Origin of the sequence: Erwinia aphidicola (genome assembly GCF_014773485.1) — a bacterium.
Lineage (GTDB): Bacteria > Pseudomonadota > Gammaproteobacteria > Enterobacterales > Enterobacteriaceae > Erwinia > Erwinia aphidicola.
The window spans coordinates 235,378-259,934 of record NZ_JACXBP010000002.1; the positions used below are offsets into that span (position 1 = coordinate 235,378).

Sequence of the window (24,557 nt, forward strand, 5' to 3'; positions counted from 1 at the left end):
ATGGAGGCCAAACGCAGTAAAGATCGGCCGGAAGCGCTGGCCGATCGCGTTTACCAGCGGCTGAAAAACGACATCTTCGACTTTCGCCTGATGCCGGGCGACCGCTTCAGCGAAAGCGAAGTGGCGGAGCGCATGGAGGTCAGCCGCACGCCGGTGCGCCAGGCGCTGTTCCGCCTGGAGCGCGAAGGCTATGTCGAGGTGTGGTTCCGCAGCGGCTGGCAGGTGCGGCAGTTCGACTTCGCCTACTTCGAAGAGCTGTATGACCTGCGCATTGTGCTGGAGTGCGAAGCGGTGAAACGCCTGTGCTGCCTGCCTGCCGCTGACTGCGCCCAGCTGCTAACCCGGCTGACCTGCTTCTGGATCGACGAAGCGCGTCTGGCAGACGGCAATGCCGTGTCGCTGCACGATGAGGCGTTCCATCTGGCGCTGGTCGCCAGCGCAGGCAACAGCGAAATGGCGCGCATTCACGCCGAACTGACGGAGAAGATCCGCATTATTCGCCGCCTCGACTTCACCCGCGCGGATCGCATTAGCGCCACCTATAACGAACACGCGCGCATTTTACGCGCGATATTGCATCAGCACAGCGAGGAGGCTCAGCGCATCCTGACCGATCACATTGCCGGCAGTCGGGCCGAGGTCAGAAAAATTACCCTCCATATGTTACAGCAGGCAAGGCTACACAATGTTTCATCCACATAATCTTTCACTACTTTTAGGGGTTCACTGATGAAGAGACGTTCGTTTATCAAGGCATTCGCGCTGTCTGCCAGCGTTGTGGCAATGGGTCTGTCGTGGAGCGTGCAGGCGGCTGACACCATCAAAGTGGGGATTATGCATTCCCTGTCCGGCACCATGGCGATTTCCGAATCGCCGCTGAAGGATGTGGCGCTGATGACCATTGATGAGATCAACGCCAAAGGCGGCGTGCTGGGGAAAAAACTGGAGCCGGTGGTGGTTGACCCGGCTTCTAACTGGCCGCTGTTTGCCGAAAAGGCGCGCCAGCTGCTGACTCAGGATAAAGCCGCCGTGGTGTTCGGCTGCTGGACCTCGGTGTCGCGCAAGTCCGTGCTGCCGGTGTTTGAGGAGCTGAACGGCCTGCTGTTCTACCCGGTGCAGTATGAAGGCGAAGAGATGTCGCCCAACGTGTTCTACACCGGCGCCGCGCCAAACCAGCAGGCGATCCCGGCGGTGGAATATCTGATGAGCGAAGATGGCGGTTCCGCTAAGCGCTTCTTCCTGCTCGGCACTGACTACGTCTACCCGCGCACCACCAACAAAATCCTGCGCGCCTTCCTGCACTCAAAAGGCGTGAAGGATAGCGACATCGAAGAGGTCTACACGCCGTTTGGATACAGCGACTACCAGACAATCGTCGCCAACATCAAGAAATTCTCGGCGGGTGGTAAAACGGCGGTGGTCTCCACCATCAACGGTGACTCCAACGTACCGTTCTATAAAGAGCTGGCTAACCAGGGCATCAAAGCCACCGATGTGCCCGTGGTCGCCTTCTCGGTAGGCGAAGAGGAGCTGCGCGGCATCGACACTAAACCGCTGGTCGGCAACCTCGCCGCGTGGAACTACTTCGAGTCGGTGGATAACCCAACCAACAAGCAGTTCGTCGCTGCCTACCGCGCTTACGCCAAGGCGCACAAGCTGCCGAACGCCGATACCGTGGTGACCAACGATCCCATGGAAGCCACCTATGTCGGCATCCATATGTGGGCGCAGGCGGTTGAGAAAGCGGGCACTACCGACGTGGATAAGGTTCGTGCGGCGATGGCCGGGCAGACCTTTGCCGCGCCGGACGGCTTCACCCTGACCATGGATCAGACCAACCACCACCTGCATAAGCCGGTGATGATTGGCGAGATCGAAGATAACGGCCAGTTCAACGTGGTCTGGCAGACCGACAAACCGGTGCGCGCCCAGCCGTGGAGCCCGTATATCGCCGGCAACGATAAAAAGCCGGATAGCCCGGTAAAAACCAGCAATTAATCCGCCGTAAAAGCGTAGGGGCGGAGCATGCCCGGCCCTAAAAGCGTAGTGGCGGGGCATGCCCCGCCCACTCCCGGAGCGAAATATGATGATGCGATTCCTGCTGTTACTGCTGCTCAGCCTGCCCTGGCTTGTTCAGGCCGGACCGGCCGCCGATTTTGCCGCCGCCAGCCGCAGCGATCAGCTGAAACTTCTGCAGCAGTGGGCCGCCGCACCGGATGCCGCACGCCTGCCGCTGTTGCAGGCTCTGCGCCAGGAGCGTGTCGTGCTGGACGACAATAAACACCCCTTCAGCCAGATTAATGGCCAGCTGACGCCGCTGGAAGGCAGCAATGCGCCCGCCGGCAGCACCAAAAAGCTGTTTATGAACAACAGGCTGCGGGTGATGATCGCCACCACCCTCGCCGCCCACCAGCTGGTCAGCCCGGATAGCGCCCAGCGCCTGAGCGCGGCGCGCACGCTGCAAAATGATGCGCAGGCCGACCAGCTGCCGCTGCTGAAACAGCGGCTGGCCGCCGAACCGGACAGCCGCGTGCAGGCGGTGCTGGCGCAGGCCGTTGCCGGGCTGCAGCTGGCCGACGCTAACCCGCAGGTGCGCCTCGAAGCGGTGAAGCTGCTGGGCGAAACCAGCGATCCGCAGACGCAAGCCAGCCTCGAACGCCTGCTGCAACCCAGCGTTGAAGCCGATGCCAGCGTGCGTGCCGCCGCCGCCGACAGCCTGAAACAGATCCGCCATCGCCTGCTGCTCGGCGACCTGCTCGGCCAGGCCTTCACCGGCCTGTCGCTCGGATCGGTGCTGCTGCTGGCGGCGCTTGGCCTGGCGATCACCTACGGCCTGCTCGGGGTGATCAATATGGCGCACGGCGAGATGCTGATGATCGGCGCCTACGCCACCTGGATGGTACAGAGCCTGTTCCAGCGTTTCGCCCCGGAGTGGCTGGTGTTTTATCCGCTGCTGGCGCTGCCGGTGGCGTTCTTTATCACCGCCGCGGTCGGCATGGCGCTGGAGCGCACCATCATTCGCCACCTGTATGGCCGCCCGCTGGAAACCCTGCTGGCGACCTGGGGCATCAGCCTGATGCTGATCCAGCTGGTGCGCGTGCTGTTTGGCTCGCAGAATCTTGAGGTCGCTAACCCGCCCTGGCTCTCCGGGGGCTTACAGGTGCTGCCAAACCTGGTGCTGCCGTACAACCGCCTGGCGGTGATCCTGTTTGTTATCGGCGTGCTGGTGCTCACCTGGCTGCTGCTGAATAAAACCCGCCTCGGGATGAACGTGCGTGCGGTGACGCAGAACCGCGCGATGGCCGACTGCTGCGGCGTACCGACCGGACGCGTGGATATGCTGGCATTCGGCCTCGGGTCCGGTATTGCCGGGCTGGGCGGCGTGGCGCTGTCGCAGCTTGGCAACGTCGGTCCGGAGCTGGGACAGGGCTATATCATCGACTCCTTCCTGGTGGTGGTCACCGGCGGCGTCGGCCAGCTGGCGGGCACCGTGGTCGCCGCGCTGGGCCTGGGTATTCTCAACAAGGTGCTGGAGCCGCAGATTGGTGCGGTACTCGGCAAAATCCTGATCCTCGTGCTCATCGTGCTGTTTATTCAGAAGCGACCGCAGGGGCTGTTCGCCTTAAAAGGCAGGGTGATTGACTGATGACGCAACCGATAACGCTTACCGTGGCGCAGAAAGCGCCGCGCCTGACGCTCTGCCTTGGCGCGCTACTGCTGCTCGCCCTGCTGCTGATGCCGTTTCTGGCCCTGCTACCGGCGGACAACCCGCTGGCGATCTCCACCTATACACTGACGCTGGTCGGCAAGATCCTTTGCTATGCCATTGTCGCGGTGGCGCTCGACCTGGTGTGGGGCTACGCCGGGCTGCTGTCGCTTGGCCACGGGCTGTTCTTTGCCCTCGGCGGCTATGCGATGGGCATGTATCTGATGCGCCAGGCAGCGGGGGATGGCCTGCCGGCGTTTATGTCCTTCCTGTCGTGGAACGAGCTGCCGTGGTTCTGGGCGGGAACGCAGCATTTTGCCTGGGCGCTGTGCCTGATTGTGCTGGTGCCGGGGATGCTGGCGCTGGTGTTCGGCTGGTTCGCCTTTCGCTCGAAAATCAAAGGCGTCTACTTCTCGATTATGACCCAGGCGCTGACCTACGCCGGGATGCTGCTGTTCTTCCGCAACGAAACCGGCTTTGGCGGCAATAACGGCTTCACCGGCTTCACCACGCTGCTTGGCTTCCCTGTCACCGCCACCCGCACCCGCGTCGGGCTGTTTGTCGCCAGCGTGCTGCTGCTGGCAGCCAGCCTCGCCGTCGGTTTCGCCCTGGCACGCAGCAAGTTTGGCCGCGTGCTGACGGCAGTGCGCGATGCCGAAAATCGCCTGATGTTTTGCGGCTACGATCCGAAAGGCTTCAAGCTGTTTGTCTGGACGCTCTCCGCCGTGTTGTGCGGGCTGGCGGGCGCGCTGTACGTGCCGCAGGTGGGGATTATCAACCCCGGCGAAATGTCGCCAACCAACTCAATTGAGGCTGCCATTTGGGTGGCGCTCGGCGGGCGCGGCACGCTGATCGGTCCGCTGCTCGGAGCCGGGATCGTCAACGGCGCGAAAAGCTGGTTCACCGTCGCCTTCCCGGAATACTGGCTGTTCTTCTTAGGCCTGATGTTTATCCTCGTCACGCTGTTCCTGCCGCGTGGCGTGATTGGCCTGCTGCGCCGGAGGAAGCATGACTGAACCCCTGTTTACCCAGCCACACCCGGCAGACCGCCATCGCCTGCAGACCGACCCGGTGCTCCAGCTGGAAAAAATCAACGTCTCGTTTGACGGTTTTAAAGCGCTGACCGACCTGTCACTTCAGATTGGCGTCGGTGAACTGCGCTGCGTCATCGGCCCGAACGGCGCGGGAAAAACCACCCTGATGGATGTGATAACCGGCAAAACCCGCCCGGACAATGGCCGGGTGTTCTACGACCAGAGCACTGACCTGACCACGCTTTCCCCTGTCGAAATCGCACGCATCGGCATCGGGCGCAAGTTCCAGAAACCAACGGTGTTTGCCGCGCTGACGGTGTTTGAAAATCTGGAGATCGCGCTGAAAACCGATAAGTCGGTATGGGCCTGCCTGCGGGCAAAGCTTAACGGCGAGCAGCAGGACCGCATTGATGAGGTGCTGAAGCTGCTGCGCCTCGGGGCGGAACGTCAGCGCCCCGCCGGGCTGCTGTCGCACGGGCAGAAGCAGTTTCTGGAAATCGGCATGCTGCTGGTGCAGGACCCGCACCTGCTGCTGCTGGATGAACCGGCGGCAGGCATGACGGATGCCGAAACCGAATACACCGCCGAGCTGTTCCGCTCGCTGGCCGGCAAGCATTCGCTGATGGTGGTTGAGCACGATATGGGCTTTGTCGAAACCATCGCCGACCACGTGACGGTGCTGCATCAGGGCCAGGTGCTGGCGGAAGGATCGCTGCGCGAGGTGCAGGCCAACGAGCAGGTTATCGAAGTTTATCTGGGGCGCTGATATGTTACAGGTTACTGAACTAAATCAATATTATGGCGGCAGCCACATTCTGCGCGGCCTGTCGTTTGAGGTTAAAGCGGGTGAGATCACCTGCCTGCTGGGGCGCAACGGCGTAGGGAAAACCACGCTGCTTAAATGCCTGATGGGGCTGATCCCGGCGAAGTCCGGCACCATCAGCTGGCAGGATAAGCCGATCAACGGGCGCAAGCCGCACCAGCGCGTGCAGGCGGGCATCGCCTACGTGCCGCAGGGGCGCGAGATCTTCCCGCGCCTGACGGTAGAGGAGAATCTGCTCATGGGGCTGGCACGTTTTTCCGGCAGCCAGGCGCGTCAGGTGCCGGAGGAGATCTGGCAGCTGTTTCCGGTACTGTGGCAGATGAAGCAGCGGCGCGGCGGCGATCTTTCCGGTGGCCAGCAGCAGCAGTTAGCCATTGGCCGCGCGCTGGCCTGCAGGCCGCAGCTGCTGATCCTCGACGAACCGACGGAAGGGATCCAGCCGTCGGTGATCAAGGAGATCGGCGCGGTGATCCGTCAGCTGGCCGCACGCGGCGATATGGCGATCCTGCTGGTTGAACAGTTTTACGACTTTGCCGCCGAGCTGGCCGACAGCTATCTGGTGATGTCGCGCGGTGAGATTGTCCAGCGCGGCCTCGGCAAGGAGATGGAAAGCGACGGGGTGCGCGGGTTAGTAGCGATTTGATTTTGATACGGCGGGCCGACGGAAAAAGAGGGTCGGCCCCTACGGATTTCTCGGTCGGCCTTTAAAAAAATCATGTTAATAATCCCAATTAAATAAATTACCATCTCATTAATAGATTTATATCTCCGCCCGCAATATTATAATTCCCTGCCGTTACTGAATATTCTTCATAAAGAAATAAATTTAATTTCATTTCATATTTTGGAAATATTCATATACTACTTTCCTGTATTGTCATGAAATCAAATTTACCGATCCTTTAATGGAGGTACTCGCGTGGCTATTTATCCGCTAACCAGCGTGCAGCAAGCCGTCTGGCTCGATCAGTTATTAACACCATCCACCCCCTGCTACAACGTTGGCGCGCTGTGGCGCATTGAAAGAGAGGTTGATATCACCCTGTTAAATCAGGCAATAAATGAAACTCTCGCCCAACATGATGCGCTGAAATTAACCTTAAAAGAGAGTGAAGGCGGTATCATTCAGACGACCGTATCGAATCAAGACTTCACTCTCGAATACCACGACTTTAGTCAGGATAACGACGCCGAAAAAAAAGCCCGCGAATACCTAAAGGATAAATTTAATCAACCTTTTAAACTGTATGAAGAATTACTCTGGCGCTGCGTATTTATTAAAACCACGGCGACAACTGCCTTATGGTTGATTAATGCCCATCATATTATCGCCGACGGGACTTCAGTCTCTCTGCTGAGCGGCATGATTATGGATCGCTACAAACAGCTGAAAAACGGTCAGTTAGCAGCCCACCAGCAGATTTTCGGCTATCGTGACTTTATCGCTAACGACTGCGCCTATTTGCAGTCCACACGCTATGAACGCGACCGCGCCTTCTGGCTGACGCGCTTTGCTGAGCATGCCCAGCCGGGAATGGAGCGGCGTGCCGGCTTTGACCCAGGCCAGGCGTGGCCCAGCCAGCAGATTAACCGCCCTCTTCCGCTGGAGCGCTATCAGCGCCTGTGCGCCCTGGCCGCCGCACACGGCTGTTCGCCGATGCACCTGATGACCGCGCTGCTGGCCTGCTGGTACAGCCGCCTGTGGCAGGTTGAACAGCTGACGCTCGGCGTGCCGGTCCATAACCGCAGCGGCGCTCAGCACAAGCGTACGCTTGGCATGTTCTCTTCGATGATCCCGGTGGCACTCAGCGTTGACCTCAGCCAGCCATTCAGCGCCCTGATGAGCCAGATTGCCGCCGAACTTCGCTGCTGCTACCGCCACCAGCGCTTCCCGATTGCCGAGCTTAACCGCCAGCTGCGCCTCGGGCAGCAGGGCCGCCGCCAGCTGTATGACCTGAGCTTTTCGCTGGAAGTCTTCCCGACCGATATTGAACTGGAAGGCAGCCAGCTGAAAGTGGAAACCCTGCATCACGGTTTTGAACAGATGCCGCTGGCGCTTTATCTGCGCCACTATCACCCCGGCGATGCGCCGCTGCTGGAGTTTAACTTCAATGAAGCCTGGTTCAGCGCCGCCGATGCGCAGCGCAGCGCCGACCGCCTGCTGATGCTGCTGGATCATCTGCTCGACCACGGCGCAGAGCAGCCGCTGGCGCAGATCCCACTGCTATTGCCGCAGGAACAGCAGCAGATCTTCGGCCAGTGGAATAACACTGAACAGCAGTGGCCGCTGCCGGAAGGCATTCACTGCGGGTTTGAGCAGCAGACGGCACGCACGCCCGGCGCCGTTGCGCTGTGCGGTCACGGCGGCAACGTCAGCTATCAGCAGCTCAATCAGCGCGCTAACCGGCTGGCGGCAGAACTGCGCCAGGCGGGGATTGGCCCTGACGATCGCGTGGCGCTGTGCTGCGCCCGCAGCAGTGAGATGGTGACGGCGCTGCTGGCGATCCTCAAATCCGGCGGCGCTTACGTACCGCTCGATCCCGACTATCCGCCGGATCGCCTCAGCCATATGCTCAGCGACTGCGGGGCCGCGCTGGTGCTGCTCGACGATGCCGGCGAGCAGGCGCTGAGCCCGCTGCTGGGCGCCGATCTGCCGGTCTGGCATCTGAGCCGCGATGCCGCCCGCTGGCAAACTCAGCGCGAGGCTAATCTGCCCGCGCTGGCCGCCGATCCCCAGCGCTCGCTGGCCTATGTTATCTACACCTCCGGCTCAACGGGCAAACCGAAAGGGGTCATGAACGAACACCTCGGGGTGATGAACCGCCTGCGCTGGATGCAGGAGGAGTACCGGCTGACGCCGCAGGACTGCGTACTGCAAAAAACCCCGTTCAGCTTTGATGTCTCGGTGTGGGAGTTCTTCTGGCCGCTGATGGTCGGCGCACGGTTGGCCATCGCCAGGCCGGCGGGTCACCAGGACCCGGACTACCTCAGCCAGCTTATCGCCGCACAGCAGGTCACGACCCTGCACTTCGTCCCTTCAATGCTGCAGCTGTTTCTTCGCCACGGCGACATGGAACGGTGCCGCCCGCTGCGCAAGGTGATGTGCAGCGGCGAAGCGCTGCCGCTGGCGGCAGTGCAGCGCTTCCACCAGCAGCTGCCGGATGCCGAACTGCATAATCTGTACGGCCCGACCGAAGCGGCGGTGGATGTCTCCTTCTGGCACTGCCGGCGCGACGATGCGCGCGGGCTGGTGCCGATTGGCAGACCGGTCGCCAACACCCAGCTCTATATCCTTGATGCACAGCTGCAACCGCTGCCGCCGGGCGTCAGCGGCGAGCTGCATATCGGCGGCGTGCAGGTGGCGCGCGGCTACCTTAACCGCGAACAGCTGAGCGCCGAGCGCTTTATTGCCGACCCGTTCAGCAGCGACCCCGCTGCCCGCCTGTATAAAACCGGCGATCTGGCGCGCTGGCTGGAGGATGGCAGCATTGAGTACCTCGGGCGCAATGATTTCCAGGTGAAAATCCACGGCCTGCGCATTGAGCTGGGCGAGATTGAGCAGCAGATTGCCGGATTTAGCGGCATCGACGATGTGGTGGTGATGGCCTGCGACGACGGCCGGGGTGACAAACGGCTGATCGCCTGGCTGGTTGCCGCCCCGCAGCCCGGCCTGCGCGAGAAGCTGCGCCGCACCCTGCAGGACGCGCTGCCGGAATATATGATCCCCAGCGCCTTTGTGCGGCTGGATGCGTTTCCGCTCTCCCCTAACGGTAAGCTGGACCGCAAAGCATTGCCGCAGCCTGCGTGGCAGGCGGAAGAAACGGCGTGGCGCGCCCCGCAGAGCGCGGGTGAACGCCAGCTGGCAGCGTGGTGGCGCGAGCTGCTACAGGTGGAGAACATCGGCTGCGACGACGATTTCTTCGCGCTTGGCGGCCACTCGCTGCACGCCATCCAGCTGATGGTGAAGCTCAAGCGCGCGGGCATCGCGCTGGAGATGAAAACCCTGTTTGCCAACAGCACGCTAAGCGCCCAGGCGCGCGCCATCGCCGGATGCGCGGAGCTGAACGCGCAGGCTCACGCGCCGCTGCCGATGCAGAAACTGCTGCAGCAGCTCAACCAGCCCGCGGCGCAGTTCCGGCTCACCCAGCGCCTGAACTCGCCCGCTGAAGCAGGTAATCTGTGGATGGTGCATCCGGCGGTGGTTGGCTGTGAGATCTACCGCGATCTGGCGCAGGCGTTTGACGGCCAGCTCAATGCCATCGGCATCAATAATTACAATCTGTACCACCAGCCGCCTATCCCGTCGCTGTCGGCGCTCGCCAGCTATTACCTGCAGCATATGGTGAGCCAGGGGCTGTCGCGCCAGCAGCCAGTGCAGCTGCTGGGCTGGTCGCTCGGTGGCGTGATTGCGCTGGAGATAGCCGCTCAGCTCGAGCAGCGCGGCTATCGCGATATCCATCTCTGCCTGCTCGACAGCCTGTACCAGACCGACATTCAGCAGCGCATTGTGGCGGGCATGCTGGCGCCACTGCTGGCGATGATCGGCATCGAGGGGGAAGCGGCCGAACGCGCGCTGCGCATTGAGCAGCTTGAACTGTCGATGAACAACCAGCCGCTGAGCGCCCCGCTGCGCCACAGCCGGGTGACGCTGTTTAAAGCCACCGAGTTTGCCGACCTGAGCATGGACGGTATCGACGGCGTGGAACTGCTGGCGCTGAGCGATAATGGCCTGGGTAAAGTCTGCCCGCAGCTGCAGGTGATCCCGCTGGCGGCCAATCACCATTCGATTATCCTGTGCCACGAACCGATCGTCGCCGCGCTGAACCTGGCGCAGAAGATCGGCAGCAGCGCGGCGTAAACCAGCGGGTCAGGCATGCAACATCCGCGTTCCTGCGTAGGGGGCGGGCATGCCCGCCCCCTGTTTTTACCTGCCTGCGCCCTGCTGTTTGCAGCCCTATCTTATTGACGGTAAACTCCAAATTCCGCGACAACTGGAAACAAACTCATGGAAACCCGGCGCGACGAGCGCATCAATAAGCTGGCCCAGGCGCTGAAAGGCACCGATAAAATCCATCTGAAAGAGGCGGCTCAACTGCTTGGGGTGTCTGAGATGACCATTCGCCGCGACCTGAATGAAGGCCCGGGCGCGGTGGTATTGCTGGGCGGCTACATCGTCAGCGACCCGATGCGTCACCAGAACCACTATTTTGTTTCCGATCAGCAGGGGCAGCATGTCGAGCAAAAGCGCCTGCTGGGCCAGCACGCCAGCTCGCTGATCAATGCCAATGAAACGGTCTATTTTGACTGCGGTACCACCATTCCGTGGGTGATTGACGCCATCGATCCCGACCTGCCGTTTACCGCCGTCTGCTGTGCGATGAACACTTTCCTCGCGCTGAAAGAGAAAAATGCCCGGGTGATCCTGTGCGGCGGCGAGTTCCACGCGGATAACGCCATCTTCACCCCGCTGGGTCAGCTGTCAGTGATGGACAGCCTGTGTCCGGATAAGGCGTTCATCTCCGCCGCCGGAATCGATGTGCAGCAGGGTGCCAGCTGCTACAACCTGAACGAGCTGCCGATGAAGCTTCTGGCACTGCAGCGCGCGCGCCAGAAGTTACTGGTGGCCGACAGCAGCAAATATGGCAAGGTGCTGCCGGCGCGCATCGCCGATCTCAGCGCGTTTAACGGCTTAATCAGCGATGCCGCCCCCGGGTACGACATCGGTATTGAGGTTATCACCCCGTAACCGGCGCAAACTCTCGGCGCGCGGCGACCGCAGAAACGGTAGGGGCGGACCTTCTTTTTCGCTCCGCCCGCTGCGCTTTACCAGCGATTTAAAATCTCTTCGCCATCGCGCAGGCGGCGTAAATTCTCACACACCGCCGCGACATTGCCAGCCAGCGAGATATCGGTCACGCCGCCAATGTGCGGGGTGGCAATCACGTTATAGCTGAACAACGCATCCTGCGGCTCGGGCGGCTCCTGCCAGAACACGTCCAGCCCGGCGCCGCTCAGCTGACCGTTCGCGAGCGCCGCCAGCAGCGCAGACTTCTCAATCAGCCCGCCGCGCCCGAGATTAATCAGAAAAGCCCCCGGCTTCATCTGCGCCAGCGCCGCTTCATCAATAATATGATGGGTCGCCGGGTTATCCGGCAGGCTGAGCACCACAAAGTCAGCTTCCCGCAGCAGCTGCGGCAGGCAGTCCATCTCTCCGACCCACGCCAGACGATGCTGGCGGGCAAAGTCATCATCGGCGCTGCGCTTAACGCCGATCGTACGCATCTCAAACGCCGCCAGCCTCTGCGCCAGCGCTTTGCCAATGCCCCCCAGCCCGACCAGCCCGACGGTTTTGCCCTTCAGTCCCATGCCAACCGGCAGGCCAAGCTGGCGCGTGGCGATCATCTGTGGCACCTGGTTAGCCTTACGCGCCAGCCCGATCATCATCCAGATGCCCAGCTCCGCCACCGAGTCGGCGTTGCCGGAGCGGTCGGACGGTACGTTCGCCACCATCACGCCCTGCGCATGGGCGCTGGCGATATCCACCCCTTCCAGCCCGGCCCCGGCCTGCTGAATCAGCTTGAGGCGATCGGCGGTGCGCAACAGAGCGGGAGTGACCTTCGCCATGCCGGGGATCAACGCGTCAAAACCGGCCAGGCTTTCCGCCGCGTGGCCCGGCGATGCGACAAATTCGACGTCGGGCAAACGCTGGCGAAACTGCTGGATCATCCCACCCCAGGCATTCTCTTCCGCGGCTATCAGAACTCTCATTGATATCTCCATGGTTTTAAAGGCAAAAAAACCAGCTTAGCCGTAACTGAACAGAAATCAATCAGAAACAGGCGCTTGTAGCGATATCAGGATAATCAGGCCGTCCCGGCTGTGAATAGCAGGGGAAAACAGCTAAACTCCGCTATCTGAGTGGGCAGCTGTTTTGCCCCAATTAAACCCCAGACCATAAGAGGCTCAACCCAACGTGGCTCAATTCGTCTATAGCATGCATCGCGTCGGCAAAGTCGTACCGCCGAAGCGTCATATTTTAAAGAACATCTCCCTCAGTTTCTTCCCAGGTGCCAAGATCGGCGTACTGGGTCTGAACGGTGCGGGTAAATCCACCCTGCTGCGCATCATGGCCGGCATCGATAAAGATATCGAAGGGGAAGCACGCCCGCAGCCAGGCCTGAAGATCGGCTACCTGGAGCAGGAACCGAAGCTGAACCTGGAACACACCGTGCGCGAATCGGTGGAAGAAGCCGTGGCCGAAGTGGTGGGCGCGCTGAAAGGGCTGGACGAGGTGTACGCCAAGTACGCCGAGCCGGATGCTGACTTCGACAAGCTCGCCGCTCAGCAGGGCAAGTTTGAAGAGATCATCCAGGCGCACGACGGCCACAACCTGAATACCCAGCTGGAGCGTGCGGCCGATGCGCTGCGCCTGCCGGACTGGGATGCAAAAATTGCTAACCTGTCCGGTGGTGAGCGCCGCCGCGTCGCTCTGTGCCGCCTGCTGCTGGAAAAGCCGGACATGCTGCTGCTGGACGAACCGACCAACCACCTGGATGCCGAATCCGTGGCCTGGCTGGAACGCTTCCTGCACGACTTCGAAGGGACCGTGGTGGCGATTACCCACGACCGTTACTTCCTGGATAACGTAGCGGGTTGGATCCTCGAGCTGGACCGCGGCGAAGGTATTCCGTGGGAAGGTAACTACTCTTCCTGGCTGGAGCAGAAAGATGCGCGTCTGGCGCAGGAAGCCTCATCCGAAGCCGCTCGTCGTAAATCGATTGAGAAAGAGCTGGAGTGGGTGCGCAAAGGTGCCAAAGGTCAGCAGTCCAAAGGCAAGGCCCGTCTGGCGCGCTTTGAAGAGCTGAACAACACCGAGTACCAGAAGCGTAACGAAACCAACGAACTGTTCATTCCACCTGGAGCACGCCTGGGTGACAAGGTGCTGGAAGTCAGCAACCTGCGTAAATCCTATGGCGACCGCCTGCTGATTGACGACCTCTCCTTCTCGGTTCCTAAGGGTGCGATTGTCGGCATCATCGGTCCGAACGGCGCGGGTAAATCCACGCTGTTCCGCATGATGTCCGGTCAGGAGCAGCCTGACTCCGGCGAGATCGTGCTGGGTGAAACCGTTAAGCTGGCGTCGGTCGATCAGTTCCGCGACAGCATGGATAATTCTAAAACCGTTTGGGAAGAAGTCTCCGGCGGCCAGGATATTATGCGTATCGGCAACACCGAGATGCCAAGCCGTGCCTACGTTGGCCGCTTTAACTTTAAAGGGGTTGATCAGGGTAAACGCGTTGGCGAACTCTCCGGTGGTGAGCGCGGTCGTCTGCACCTGGCGAAGCTGCTGCAGGTTGGCGGCAACATGCTGCTGCTGGATGAACCGACCAACGACCTCGACATCGAAACCCTGCGCGCGCTGGAAAACGCCCTGCTGGAGTTCCCGGGCTGTGCCATGGTGATCTCGCACGACCGCTGGTTCCTCGACCGTATTGCCACCCACATTCTGGACTATCAGGATGAAGGCAAGATCGAGTTCTTCGAAGGTAACTTCACCGAATACGAAGAGTACAAGAAACGCACGCTGGGCGCCGAAGCGCTGGAGCCGAAGCGTATCAAGTACAAGCGTATGATTAAGTAAGCTATTCAGGCTTGCGGGGCGACCAGTAAAAGGTCGCCCCCTACTGATAAAATTCGCGGAATACCGGCGACTGCATGGCAAATTCAATAAAGCGCGCCAGCGCGGGTGAGTTCAGCTTTCGGCTCGGGTAAACCAGCCACAGTTCATTCCCCTCCACTTCCCATTCCGGTAACACCCGCACTAAATCACCCCGCGGTAATAATTCATTGATCATAAAGAGCGGCAGTAACGTAATCCCGGCATTGCCCAGCGCACATTCGCGCGCGTACACCAGGTTGTCGGTCATATGGGTCGGCGGTAGCAGCCAGCTGTAGAACTCTTCGTTACGTTTCAATACCCATTCGCTCCAGGCCCGGTGAGCAATACTGCGATGCTCCATCAGCTGGCTGGGGTGTGTCAGGACGTCGTAATCGGCCAGATAGGCGGGTGAGGCCACCAGCATCCGCTCACAGTAACCAATACGCCGACCGATCAGCGACGAGTCCTGCGGCCGCCCGGTGCGCAGCGCCACATCAAAACCGTCCTGCACCAGATCGCGGATCTCATCAGAGACGGAGACCTCCAGCGTGACGTCGGGAAACTGGCGCTGGAACCCGGCGTTGAAGCGCGCCAGCAGCGTGGCACCGATGCCTGCGGGAGAAGTGATGCGCAGTCGCCCGCTGGGGTTATCACGCAGGCGTTCGATAGCCATACTGGCGCGTTCGCTGGCGGCCAGCATCTCCTGGCAGTGCACCAGATAACGTTCCCCGGCAAAGGTCAGATTGAGCTGGCGGGTGGTACGGTTGATTAAGCGCAGCCCCAGCGCCTGTTCAAGCTGGCTGACGCGCTGGCTGACGCTGGACTTCGGTAATCCCGCGCGCGTAGCCGCCGCCGTGAAACTGCCACACTCTGCGACCAGCGCAAACAGCGCCATATCCTGCAACTGTTTAAACATTATTGTTCACCCCAGACGAACACTTAGTGCGTTATTGTGCAGCTTATCATTAGCCTGCTTATTACCTACACTGAATATCACATCATTAAGGAGAAGTGCTATGACAATCAAAGCGATTGCTATCAATCCAGAAAATCCGCAGAGCTTTATTGAAATCCAGCAGCCGCAGCCCACCCCGGGCGAGTTTGATCTGCTGGTTGAAGTGAAAGCCGCCTCGGTCAACCCGGTGGATACCAAAGTGCATAAGGGTGCGCAGAAAAATGGCTTGCAGCAGCCGCGTATTCTCGGCTGGGATGCCAGCGGCGTGGTGCTGGCGGTAGGTAGTAAGGTCAGCGGCTTTAAAGCGGGTGACGAAGTCTACTACGCCGGGGACATCACTCGCCCCGGCAGCAACGCCAGCCAGCAGCTGGTTGATGCGCGTATCACCGGGCACAAGCCGCGCTCGCTCGACTGGGCGCAGGCTGCGGCTATTCCACTGACCGCGCTTACCGCATGGGAAGGCCTGTTCGACCGCCTGCAGCTTGACCGCGCTGCAGAAGGTAAAACGCTGCTGATCGTCGGCGGTGCCGGTGGCGTTGGATCGCTGGCGATCCCGTTTGCTAAGCTGCACACCAAGGTCAAAGTGATCGCCACCGCCTCGCGCCCGGACTCGGTGCAGTGGTGTAAAGATCGCGGCGCGGACCTGGTGATTAACTATCAGGATATGCCAGCAGAGCTGGAGAAACATGGCCTCAAGCAGGTGGACTATATCTTCTGCCTGAACGATACCGACGGCCACTGGGAAACGATGAGCCAGCTTATCGCGCCGCAGGGGCAAATCTGTACCATCGTTGAGAATGAAAAACCGCTGAGCATGGACCAGCTGAAGCTGAAAAGCGCCGCGCTGCACTTTGAGTTTATGTACACCCGCAGCATGTATAACACCCCGGATATTGCGCGCCAGGGGGAGATCCTCGACGCCACGGCAAAACTGCTGGATGAGGGGAAAGTCACTACCTCGCTGAGCCAGACCCTGCACGGCTTAAGCGTCGACACGCTGACCGCGGCCCATAAGCAGGTGCTGGAAGGTCACATGCGCGGCAAGGTTGTGATGGTCTATTAATTCCGACGGGCGGACCTTATTTGGTTCGCCCATGAAACATCCCGCCGTAATATCTTTTTTTATTTTACCCCGCTGGCACTTCCATTTATTTCATCTTGACATAGCTGCTGGTTATTTTATGGTTCAACGGTAATTTAACCCGCGCAAGTTTCATATTTAATACTTCATGGATTTTTTCTTTAATTAAGGAAAAAGACGAGGGATCGTTATGCGTAAAATAAAGCAGCTGTTACTGACATTTTGCCTCAGCAGCGGCGTTCAGGCCGCCAGCGCCCCGCCCCACCTGCACTGGCAGAGCGCGGATGGTCAACAGGGCATTGATATTGGCGGCGCGCTGCGCGCCAACTATCGCTATGAAGACTGGAACACCAGCCGCAACCGCCGCCAGCCCCATTTGCGTTTTGATACTTTTCGCATTGATGCCAGCGGCCATGCAGATAATTTCTTTTTTGATTCCGGCTTCTGGTTTCAGGACCAGCGCAAATATGCTATTGACCGCGCCTATATTGGCTACCAAGTTAACCGCGACCAGCAGATTCAGATCGGCGCACCGGAGAAACCTTTTGGTTTGGCCCCCTATCCGCAGTTTGGCTGGTCATATGATATTCCGTTTTATCTCGGCTTTGCGGTCAACAGCGGGCTCGGCGCTAAGTATCGCTACCGGGCGAATAACTGGACGTTGGAGGCGGCGTATTTTGCCAAAATGCTGCCTGAGGGGGTGCGCTATGCGCCGGACGTGGGCTATTACGGCGAGCTGAAAGGCACAATATATGGCCCGCACCACCTGCAGCTCAATGAGAAGCGCGATCAGCTTAACCTGCGGCTGGCGCGCGAGTTTGACAGCGGCAGCTGGCACAGCGAGCTGGGCGGCTCACTGGCGGCCTCGCGCCTGTATAACCACCGCAGCGGCGATAACGGCTCATTCTGGTCGGGCGGGCTGCACGCCACGCTGAACAACGGACCGTGGCAGCTCAGCACCCAGGCGATCCGCTATGCTTACGCGGCGAAGAACCCCAGCGGGGGTGATAAAGATACCATCCTGATGGGAACCAATGGGCTGTCGCCTGCCTATCTGATCCCGGCTAAAGCCACCACTGCGGCGCTGAATATCGCGCGCGATGTTAAAGTCGATTTTGGCCCGATCAGCAAACTGCGCTTTTATGATGATTACAGCGTGCTGTGGAAAGATAAAGGCAGCTGGGATGACTCGCAGATGAACACGCTGGGAATGCAGCTGTTTGCGCTGCCGGTGATGTTCTGGCTGGATTTAACCTGGGCAAAAAACGCCAATCCCTGGGGCGGTGCGCTTAACGCCACCGGCTGGACCAGCACTCAGTCCCCCGGTAGCGGTAAGTGGTATTTCCGCAGCAACGTCAATATTGGCTACTATTTCTGATCGCCCAGCATCTCTTTCACTAACTCGACGCAGCGCAGGAAGCGCTCGTCGTAGTTATCCTGCTCGACGCGCACGTAGCTGATGTTGTTCTCTTCCAGCATCGAGATCAGCAGCGACTGGAACTCTTTACGGTCGACCGAGCTGCCGAGGCTGCGCAGACCATCGGCCACCCAGGGGACGTTGTTTTCCACCAGAATAACCAGGTCGAAGCGATACTCGTCGATCAATGCCTGCACAAACGGGTGCTCGCGCCCTTCATACTTTTTACAAAACGCCTGGGTGGTCACGAAGTCGGTATCGATAAACGCCACTTTATTGGCGTACTTCACCGCAAAATCGATGTACTGCGCCTGGCCGAGGGCGATTTTGTCATAGTCAGAATACTGCAGCGCCATCTCGTCGCCGCCGAGGTGTGAGAAGACGTAATCGCGGCCGAACTCCCACGCACTGGTGGTATTGAAGATATTCGCCAGCTTGTTAACCAGCGTCGATTTGCCGCTCGACTCCCCGCCGAGGATCGCCACGGTGCGCACGAAGAACGGCTTCACTTCGGTCGGAATATATTCCCAGTAGCGGAACGGATCCTGACGGATCTGGCCGCCGCTGATGCTCATAAACGAGCGCTGCGGATCGATGACGATCGTCTCCACCCCGAGCTGCGCGCTGAACTGTTCGGCGTCACCCTCTTCGCTGGTGTAAATGCAGTTGGGCACGATGCCGCGATCGTCCATAAACGCCTGCACCCCTTTGCTCCAGACGTCCCAGCCGTGCGGATACGGCTCCATCCCCTCTTCATTAAACGAATGAATGCGGATGTTCTTCTGATACTTAAAGGTCTGCAGCAGCCAGCGCAGGCGGTCGCTAACCGTCGGCTGCTGCGACATCGCGCTGTCTTCAAACAGCTGGCGATCGCGCGGCTCATCATACCCCATGATGATGTGCAGCTCGTCGACCTGGCTACAGGCGCGCTGGATTAGGTAGATATGCCCGGTATGCAGCGGATAAAATTTGCCGAACACCACACCGATGGTTTTCTCGCGGCGGGGAAACTCCAGGCCGAGAAAGCGATGCAGCGCCTCCAGCTTTTGCGCGCTGGGGCTTTTGATTTTGGCATTCAGCAGCTGGCTGAGGTAGCCCTTGGTCATGCCGCTGGCGTCCGCCACCTGTTGCAGAGTACAGCCCTGCTGGCGAATCGCGGTTTTCAGGTAATCAAAAGACGACATTTATGCCTCCGGCAATTAGAGATCGTCAAGGATAGAGAGCGCATCGGCCAGCTTTTTCACGCCGTACACTTTCATGTTTTCCGGCAATTTTTTCGGCACGTTGGCGGCAGGTACAATCGCGCGGCGGAATCCGTGCTTGGCCGCTTCAGAAATACGCTCCTGGCCGCTTGGCACCGGACGGATCTCCCCGGCCAGCCCAACCTCGCCAAACACCACCAGATCCTGCGGCAGCGGGCGGTCGCGCAGGCTGGAGACCATCGACAGCATCAGCGCCAGATCGGCGCTGGTTTCAGTGACTTTCACCCCGCCAACCACGTTAACAAACACGTCCTGATCGGCCATTTGCAGGCCGCCGTGGCGGTGCAGCACCGCCAGCAGAATCGCCAGGCGGTTCTGCTCAAGCCCCACCGCCACGCGACGCGGGTTGCCCATCATTGAGTGATCGACCAGCGCCTGGATCTCGACCAGCAGCGGGCGCGTTCCCTCCCACAGCACCATCACCGAGCTACCGGAAGTCACTTCATCCCCCCGGCTCAGGAAGATCGCCGACGGGTTGCTGACTTCACGCAGCCCCTGCTCGGTCATGGCAAACACGCCCAGCTCATTCACCGCGCCAAAGCGGTTTTTATGGCTGCGCAGCGTGCGAAAACGCGAGTCGGCATCGCCATCAAGCAGCACCGAACAGTCGATGCAGTGCTCCAGCACCTTCGGGCCAGCCAGCGAGCCATCTTTCGTCACGTGCCCGACCATCACAATCGCCACGCCTTTGGTTTTGGCGAAGCGCGTGAGGTAGGCGGCGGTTTCGCGCACCTGCGCCACGCTGCCCGGCGAAGACTGGATATCCGCCATGTGCATCACCTGGATCGAGTCGATCACCATCAGCTTCGGCTGCTCCTGCTCGGCGATCAGGCAGATCTGCTCGATGCTGGTTTCCGACAGCATATTCAGATTTTCGCTGGGTAATCCCAGACGATGGGCGCGCATCGCCACCTGCTGCAGCGACTCTTCCCCGGTGACGTACAGGGTTTTCATGCTCTCTGACAGCTTGCACAGAGTCTGCAACAGCAGCGTACTTTTCCCCGCCCCGGGGTTACCGCCAATCAGAATAGCGCTGCCCGGCACCACGCCGCCGCCAAGCACGCGGTCAAACTCTTTAAAACCGGTGCTGAAACGCGGCAGTTCGTCGAGGCTGATTTCCGACAGCTTCTGCACGCGGCTGACGCCCGCACTGCCCGCATAGCCGGAGAGCCGCTCGTTACGCGCCACGGTGGGGGAGGCGGCAAGCCGCATCTCGGTGATGGTGTTCCAGGCATGACAGGCGCTGCATTGCCCCTGCCAGCGAGGATAGTCTGCGCCGCACTCGTTACATACAAAGGCGCGCTTTACCGCTTTGGCCAAATCGTCCCCTTAACGCTCGTCAAAAATCAGGCTGCCGCTCAGAATGCAGAACACGCCCATTAAATCCGCGTGACGGATCGTCACAGCGGTCTGTTCATTCACTTTCGGCTTGGCGTGATAGGCAATACCAAGGCCGGCAATTTTGATCATCGGCAGGTCGTTGGCCCCGTCACCGACGGCCACGGTTTGCTGAGGCGCGATATTGAAGCGCTGAGCCAGCTTCTGCAAGGTGTCGGCTTTATATTGCGCATCGACAATATCGCCCAGCACTTCACCGGTCAGCTTGCCGTCCTCGATCTCCAGCACGTTAGCGGCCACCGCAGAGAGGTGCAGGGTGTCGCGCAGATGCTCAGCGTAGTAGGTGAAGCCGCCGGAAGCGATAGCCACTTCCCAGCCCATCGCCTGCAGCCTGGCCACCAGCGAGGTCAGGCCCGGCATCAGCGGCAGCGTATCGCGTACCGCTTTCAGGATATTAGCATCGGCCCCTTTCAGGGTAGCCACGCGCTGACGCAGGCTGGCGGCAAAGTCCAGCTCGCCGCGCATCGCCCGCTCGGTCACTTCCGCCACCTGCTCGCCGCTGCCGGCCAGTTTGGCAATCTCATCAATGCACTCGATCTCAATCGCGGTGGAGTCCATATCCATCACCAGCAGGCCCGGCGTTTTCAGATGCGGGATCTTGCCCATCGGCGCCACGTCAAACCCGGCGTCATGCGCCAGCCGGGTTGCCAGCGGGGTCAGCGATCCGGCCAGGCGCACGACCTGATAATCTTCCACCACCCACGCGCTGACGATCACCATTGCCGCGCCCAGCTGGCGCTGATATTCGGTCAGGCGCGCTTTGTCGAGTTGGCGTCCATACAGCAGCCAGCCGCTACGGCCGGCGCGGTAGTCCAGCGGCATCACTTCATCACCGCTTAATGAAAGAGGTAACCCCGGCCAGAGAGAGACTTCAGCAGGCAGGTCGCACCAGGTCAGACTATTTGGCATTACAGCTCCTGTAGGGACATTCAACACGCAATTCTGCGCAAAATAATGCAAGAGGCTACCTTGTTACAGCGTGTTCTGGCAACATAAAGCTAAGGACCGGGAGCCGGTTCCTCTACCAAGTCTGAAGGGTCAAGATGGCTAAAGCCAAACTAAAATTTCGCCTGCACCGTACGGTGATCGTGCTGATCTGCCTGACGCTGTTAGTGGTGTTGATGCAGGGTGCTTCCTGGTTCAGCCTTGGGCACCAGATGGCCCGTTCCGAGCAGGTGGAAGAGCTGGCGCATACGCTGACCCGCCAGGTAGCGTGGAATCTGACCCCGCTGATGGAAAACAGCGATGATAACCATCAGAAAATTGTCGACACCCTCGACCAGCTGACGCACGAAAGCCGTATTCTTGATGCTTCAGTGTATGACGATGAAGGCAGCCTCATCGCCCACAGTGGTGAAAACATCAACGTGCGCGATCGCCTGGCGCTCGACGGCCAGCGTGCCGGTAGTTATTTTAACCATCAGATTGTTGAGCCGCTGGCGACAAAGGAGGGTCCGCGCGGCTCCCTGCGCGTTACGCTGGATACCCACGTGCTGGTGACGGAATCCAAGCAGGTGGATAACACCACCAACATTCTGCGCCTGATGATGCTGCTGGCGCTGGCTATCGGGATTATCCTGACCCGCACCCTGCTGCGCGCGCGCCGTACGCGCTGGCAGCAGTCGCCATTCCTGCTCACCGCCAATAACCCGGTAAAAGAGGATGACGACGAGGACGAAAAACCGGAAGAGACCCCGCGCTGATCCCCCCGGCAAATAGAGCTATTCACCAGGAATAGCTCTTGCTGACCTGTACGTTAATCCCTATCCCACGCATGTTAGGCTTTCACCCGCGCATCACGCGCTTTCTGACTGTCACGGTTCGGGGAACATAAAATGAAACGGAATCAACTCGCCCTCTTTTTCACCGCTATTCTCAGTTTTTCCGCCGTCGCGGCGAAGACAGACTCGATTGCCGTTATTGCCACACAGCAGGAGATAGGGTCAATTTCCACCGGCGCGAAACAGGTGTTCACCAAACGTTTTGAAGTGACTCTGGCGAATTTATCCGATAAGGCTATCAACCTGAGGAACCTTTGTCTGACTGCCCTCTCTCCAGATGATAAACGTTTTAAGCTCGATACGGTTGATGACGCTTTGCTGAGCGGCCAGCTGCCCGCGCAGGGCAACCACAAAGGGCTGGCGATCTTCTCCGCTGATGATGCCAGCGTCTATCAGGCGGTCATCGTCAAAATCAGCGACAGCTGCCAGTAACGCCGTCAAACGGCCTGCAGATTCTCTGCAAGCCGCCTTAGAAGTGGATACTTCAATAGATAATTCAGGTAGAAGCACGGCGCAGCGGCACCGTGCCCGCTGCGTCAGATGCTCAGGCAAATCTTGCCGAAGTGCTGATTCGATTCCTGATAGCGGAAGGCATCCACCATTTCGCTAAGGTCAAACTGGCGGTCGATCACCGGGCGCAGCGGACTGGCATCCAGCGCACGGATCATCGCCAGCTGCTGGCTGCGGTTGCCCACCAGCACACCCTGCAGACGCAGCTGCTTCAGCAGCACGTTAATCACCGGCAGCTCGCCCGCCATGCCGGTAAGAATGCCGATCATCGCAATATGGCCGCCAATCCGTGCGGCGATCAGCGACTGCTCCAGCGTCGACGGCCCGCCCACTTCGATAATATGGTCAACACCCCGCCCGCGCGTCAGCTGCTGAACCTTTTCGCCCCAGTTAGCGTGCTTGCGATAGTTGATGACGTGATCCGCGCCCAGGTCGAGCAGCTTCTGCAGTTTACTGTCGCTGGAGGAGGTCGCAATCACCGTCGCGCCCGCCAGTTTTGCCAGCTGCAGCGCAAAAATTGACACGCCGCCAGTGCCCTGCACCAGCACGCTGTCGCCGGGTTTCAGCTGCCCGTCAACCATCAGCGCACGCCAGGCGGTCAGTCCGGCGGTGGTCAGGGTTGAGGCCTGAGCGTGGCTCCAGCCTTTGGGGGCACGGGTAAAGGCATTGACGCGCGCGGTCACCACGCTGCGCGCATAGCCGTCGATACCGTCACCCGGCGTATTCATAAAGCTCGATTCCGCCGAGTCGCCATCCAGCCAGTCGGGGAAGAAGGTGCTGACCACCGCATCACCCACGGCAAACTCGCTGACGTCGGGGCCAACGGCGATCACCTCTCCGGCACCGTCGGCCATCGGGATACGTTTTTCCGCAGGGGGCATAATGCCGCAGACCACCGCGTAATCATGGAAGTTAAGGGAACTGGCGTGCAGGCGCACGGTAATTTCGCCGCTTTTGGGGGCGGCAGCCGGGCTTTCGCCGGGAAAGACATGGTCAAAGCCGCCACCGGCATTGACGAACATCGCGCGTGAATTCATAACGTTCTCCCTGTTCATCGATCGCAAACACGCGACCTTTCCTTTAATTGTAGGGGCAAACCGGGTCGACCGGAAAAAAGGTCGACCCCTACCCTATTGGGTAACACCGAAGTCGTAGGGGCTGACCCTCTTTTTCGGTCAGCCCGTCGGTCCGGGGTTACTCTTTGTCACCCAGCAGGACGGACTCCAGCGCGATCTCGATCATTTCGCTGAAGGTGGTCTGACGCTCGGCGGCGGTGGTCTGCTCGCCGGAGCGGATATGGTCAGACACGGTGCAAATCGCCAGCGCTTTCGCGCCGAACTCTGCCGCCACGCCGTAGATACCCGCGGCTTCCATCTCCACGCCGAGAATGCCGTACTTCTCCATCACGTCGAACATCTGCGGGTCCGGGGTGTAGAACAGATCCGCCGAGAAGATGTTACCCACGCGGGCATCCACACCCAGCGCTTTAGCCGCATCAACCGCGTTGCGCACCATGTCGAAATCGGCAATCGCTGCGAAATCATGGTCTTTGAAGCGCATACGGTTCACTTTGGAGTCGGTGCTGGCACCCATGCCGATCACCACGTCACGCAGTTTCACATCACTGCGCACCGCACCGCAGGAACCGACGCGGATGATTTTTTTCACGCCGAAATCGGTAATCAGCTCTTTCGCATAGATGGAGCAGGATGGAATACCCATACCGTGGCCCATCACTGAAATCTTACGGCCTTTATAGGTGCCGGTATAACCCAGCATGCCGCGCACGTTGTTCACTTCGACCGCGTCCTGCAGGAAGGTCTCCGCGATGTGCTTAGCGCGCAGCGGGTCGCCCGGCATCAGTACCACGTCAGCGAAATCACCCATCTCAGCGTTAATATGAGGCGTAGCCATGTTAAATCCTTAATCTT

Annotated in this window: 20 protein-coding genes; 13 read left to right on the forward strand and 7 right to left on the reverse strand. The window is 59.7% G+C overall.

The genetic code is table 11. From position 1 onward, the window contains the following. The 8 genes from ID864_RS05495 (at position 1) to deoR (ending at position 11,309) form a co-directional block, all read left to right on the forward strand. The gene (locus ID864_RS05495) at positions 1-702 is read left to right on the forward strand and encodes a GntR family transcriptional regulator (protein ID WP_048914770.1); all 702 of its coding nucleotides are present in this window, start codon (positions 1-3) and stop codon (positions 700-702) included. 27 nt (positions 703-729) lie between these two features. Then, positions 730-1,998: an urea ABC transporter substrate-binding protein gene (urtA, locus tag ID864_RS05500; RefSeq protein ID WP_191149526.1), complete on the forward strand. Its 1,269-nt coding sequence runs from the start codon at positions 730-732 to the stop codon at positions 1,996-1,998. An 85-nt stretch (positions 1,999-2,083) separates the two neighbouring features. After that, positions 2,084-3,646: an urea ABC transporter permease subunit UrtB gene (urtB, locus tag ID864_RS05505; protein WP_191149527.1), complete on the forward strand. Its 1,563-nt coding sequence runs from the start codon at positions 2,084-2,086 to the stop codon at positions 3,644-3,646. Next, positions 3,646-4,722: an urea ABC transporter permease subunit UrtC gene (urtC, locus tag ID864_RS05510; RefSeq protein WP_187497540.1), complete on the forward strand. Its 1,077-nt coding sequence runs from the start codon at positions 3,646-3,648 to the stop codon at positions 4,720-4,722. Before urtB ends, urtC begins: the two co-directional genes overlap by 1 nt. After that, positions 4,715-5,506 carry an urea ABC transporter ATP-binding protein UrtD gene (urtD, locus tag ID864_RS05515; RefSeq protein WP_191149528.1) on the forward strand — a complete coding sequence of 264 codons (792 nt, stop codon included), beginning with the start codon at positions 4,715-4,717 and terminating at the stop codon, positions 5,504-5,506. Before urtC ends, urtD begins: the two co-directional genes overlap by 8 nt. A 1-nt stretch (position 5,507) precedes the next feature. Further along, positions 5,508-6,206 (forward strand): urea ABC transporter ATP-binding subunit UrtE, encoded by a 699-nt coding sequence (gene urtE / locus ID864_RS05520; protein WP_133624601.1) that lies wholly within the window; start codon positions 5,508-5,510, stop codon positions 6,204-6,206. Between the two features lie 276 nt (positions 6,207-6,482). Then, positions 6,483-10,421: a non-ribosomal peptide synthetase gene (locus ID864_RS05525; protein ID WP_191149529.1), complete on the forward strand. Its 3,939-nt coding sequence runs from the start codon at positions 6,483-6,485 to the stop codon at positions 10,419-10,421. 147 nt (positions 10,422-10,568) lie between these two features. Further along, positions 10,569-11,309 (forward strand): DNA-binding transcriptional repressor DeoR, encoded by a 741-nt coding sequence (deoR, locus tag ID864_RS05530; RefSeq protein WP_048914763.1) that lies wholly within the window; start codon positions 10,569-10,571, stop codon positions 11,307-11,309. 77 nt (positions 11,310-11,386) lie between these two features. On the opposite strand, the gene ID864_RS05535 is transcribed toward deoR, so the two are convergent. After that, positions 11,387-12,331: a 2-hydroxyacid dehydrogenase gene (locus ID864_RS05535; RefSeq protein WP_191149530.1), complete on the reverse strand. Its 945-nt coding sequence runs from the start codon at positions 12,329-12,331 to the stop codon at positions 11,387-11,389. A gap of 205 nt (positions 12,332-12,536) precedes the next feature. Between ID864_RS05535 and ettA the strand changes: the two genes are divergently transcribed. Then, on the forward strand, positions 12,537-14,204 hold the full coding sequence (gene ettA, locus ID864_RS05540; protein WP_048914761.1) for an energy-dependent translational throttle protein EttA: 1,668 nt from the start codon (positions 12,537-12,539) through the stop codon (positions 14,202-14,204). Between the two features lie 40 nt (positions 14,205-14,244). Here ettA and ID864_RS05545 read toward each other — a convergent pair whose 3' ends face one another. Further along, positions 14,245-15,141: a LysR family transcriptional regulator gene (locus ID864_RS05545; protein ID WP_048914760.1), complete on the reverse strand. Its 897-nt coding sequence runs from the start codon at positions 15,139-15,141 to the stop codon at positions 14,245-14,247. Between the two features lie 97 nt (positions 15,142-15,238). On the opposite strand from ID864_RS05545, the gene ID864_RS05550 reads away from it, so the two are divergent. Both ID864_RS05550 and ID864_RS05555 read left to right on the forward strand, forming a co-directional pair. After that, positions 15,239-16,240 carry a zinc-binding alcohol dehydrogenase family protein gene (locus tag ID864_RS05550; RefSeq protein ID WP_048914759.1) on the forward strand — a complete coding sequence of 334 codons (1,002 nt, stop codon included), beginning with the start codon at positions 15,239-15,241 and terminating at the stop codon, positions 16,238-16,240. Between the two features lie 208 nt (positions 16,241-16,448). Beyond that, positions 16,449-17,636 carry a hypothetical protein gene (locus ID864_RS05555; protein WP_099754976.1) on the forward strand — a complete coding sequence of 396 codons (1,188 nt, stop codon included), beginning with the start codon at positions 16,449-16,451 and terminating at the stop codon, positions 17,634-17,636. Here the strand turns inward: ID864_RS05555 and nadR are convergent. The 3 genes from nadR to serB are packed head-to-tail and all read right to left on the reverse strand — an operon-like array spanning position 17,627 to position 21,244. Next, positions 17,627-18,859 carry a multifunctional transcriptional regulator/nicotinamide-nucleotide adenylyltransferase/ribosylnicotinamide kinase NadR gene (gene nadR, locus ID864_RS05560; protein ID WP_048914757.1) on the reverse strand — a complete coding sequence of 411 codons (1,233 nt, stop codon included), beginning with the start codon at positions 18,857-18,859 and terminating at the stop codon, positions 17,627-17,629. The genes ID864_RS05555 and nadR overlap by 10 nt on opposite strands. A 15-nt stretch (positions 18,860-18,874) precedes the next feature. Beyond that, positions 18,875-20,257 carry a DNA repair protein RadA gene (gene radA / locus ID864_RS05565; RefSeq protein ID WP_048914756.1) on the reverse strand — a complete coding sequence of 461 codons (1,383 nt, stop codon included), beginning with the start codon at positions 20,255-20,257 and terminating at the stop codon, positions 18,875-18,877. 9 nt (positions 20,258-20,266) lie between these two features. Then, on the reverse strand, positions 20,267-21,244 hold the full coding sequence (gene serB / locus ID864_RS05570) for a phosphoserine phosphatase (protein ID WP_191149531.1): 978 nt from the start codon (positions 21,242-21,244) through the stop codon (positions 20,267-20,269). A 134-nt stretch (positions 21,245-21,378) separates the two neighbouring features. Between serB and ID864_RS05575 the strand changes: the two genes are divergently transcribed. Together ID864_RS05575 and ID864_RS05580 are read left to right on the forward strand one after the other, a co-directional pair. Continuing rightward, positions 21,379-22,038 carry a YtjB family periplasmic protein gene (locus tag ID864_RS05575; protein WP_048914754.1) on the forward strand — a complete coding sequence of 220 codons (660 nt, stop codon included), beginning with the start codon at positions 21,379-21,381 and terminating at the stop codon, positions 22,036-22,038. A gap of 132 nt (positions 22,039-22,170) precedes the next feature. Next, positions 22,171-22,548, forward strand: coding sequence for a DUF4354 family protein (locus ID864_RS05580; protein WP_048914753.1), 378 nt, complete (start codon positions 22,171-22,173; stop codon positions 22,546-22,548). A 104-nt stretch (positions 22,549-22,652) separates the two neighbouring features. Here ID864_RS05580 and ID864_RS05585 read toward each other — a convergent pair whose 3' ends face one another. Both ID864_RS05585 and deoD read right to left on the reverse strand, forming a co-directional pair. Beyond that, on the reverse strand, positions 22,653-23,663 hold the full coding sequence (locus tag ID864_RS05585) for a zinc-dependent alcohol dehydrogenase family protein (RefSeq protein WP_099754975.1): 1,011 nt from the start codon (positions 23,661-23,663) through the stop codon (positions 22,653-22,655). Between the two features lie 157 nt (positions 23,664-23,820). Continuing rightward, entirely contained in the window at positions 23,821-24,540 is a 720-nt protein-coding gene (deoD, locus tag ID864_RS05590; protein ID WP_048914751.1) for a purine-nucleoside phosphorylase, read from the reverse strand. Positions 24,541-24,557 lie beyond the last annotated feature (17 nt).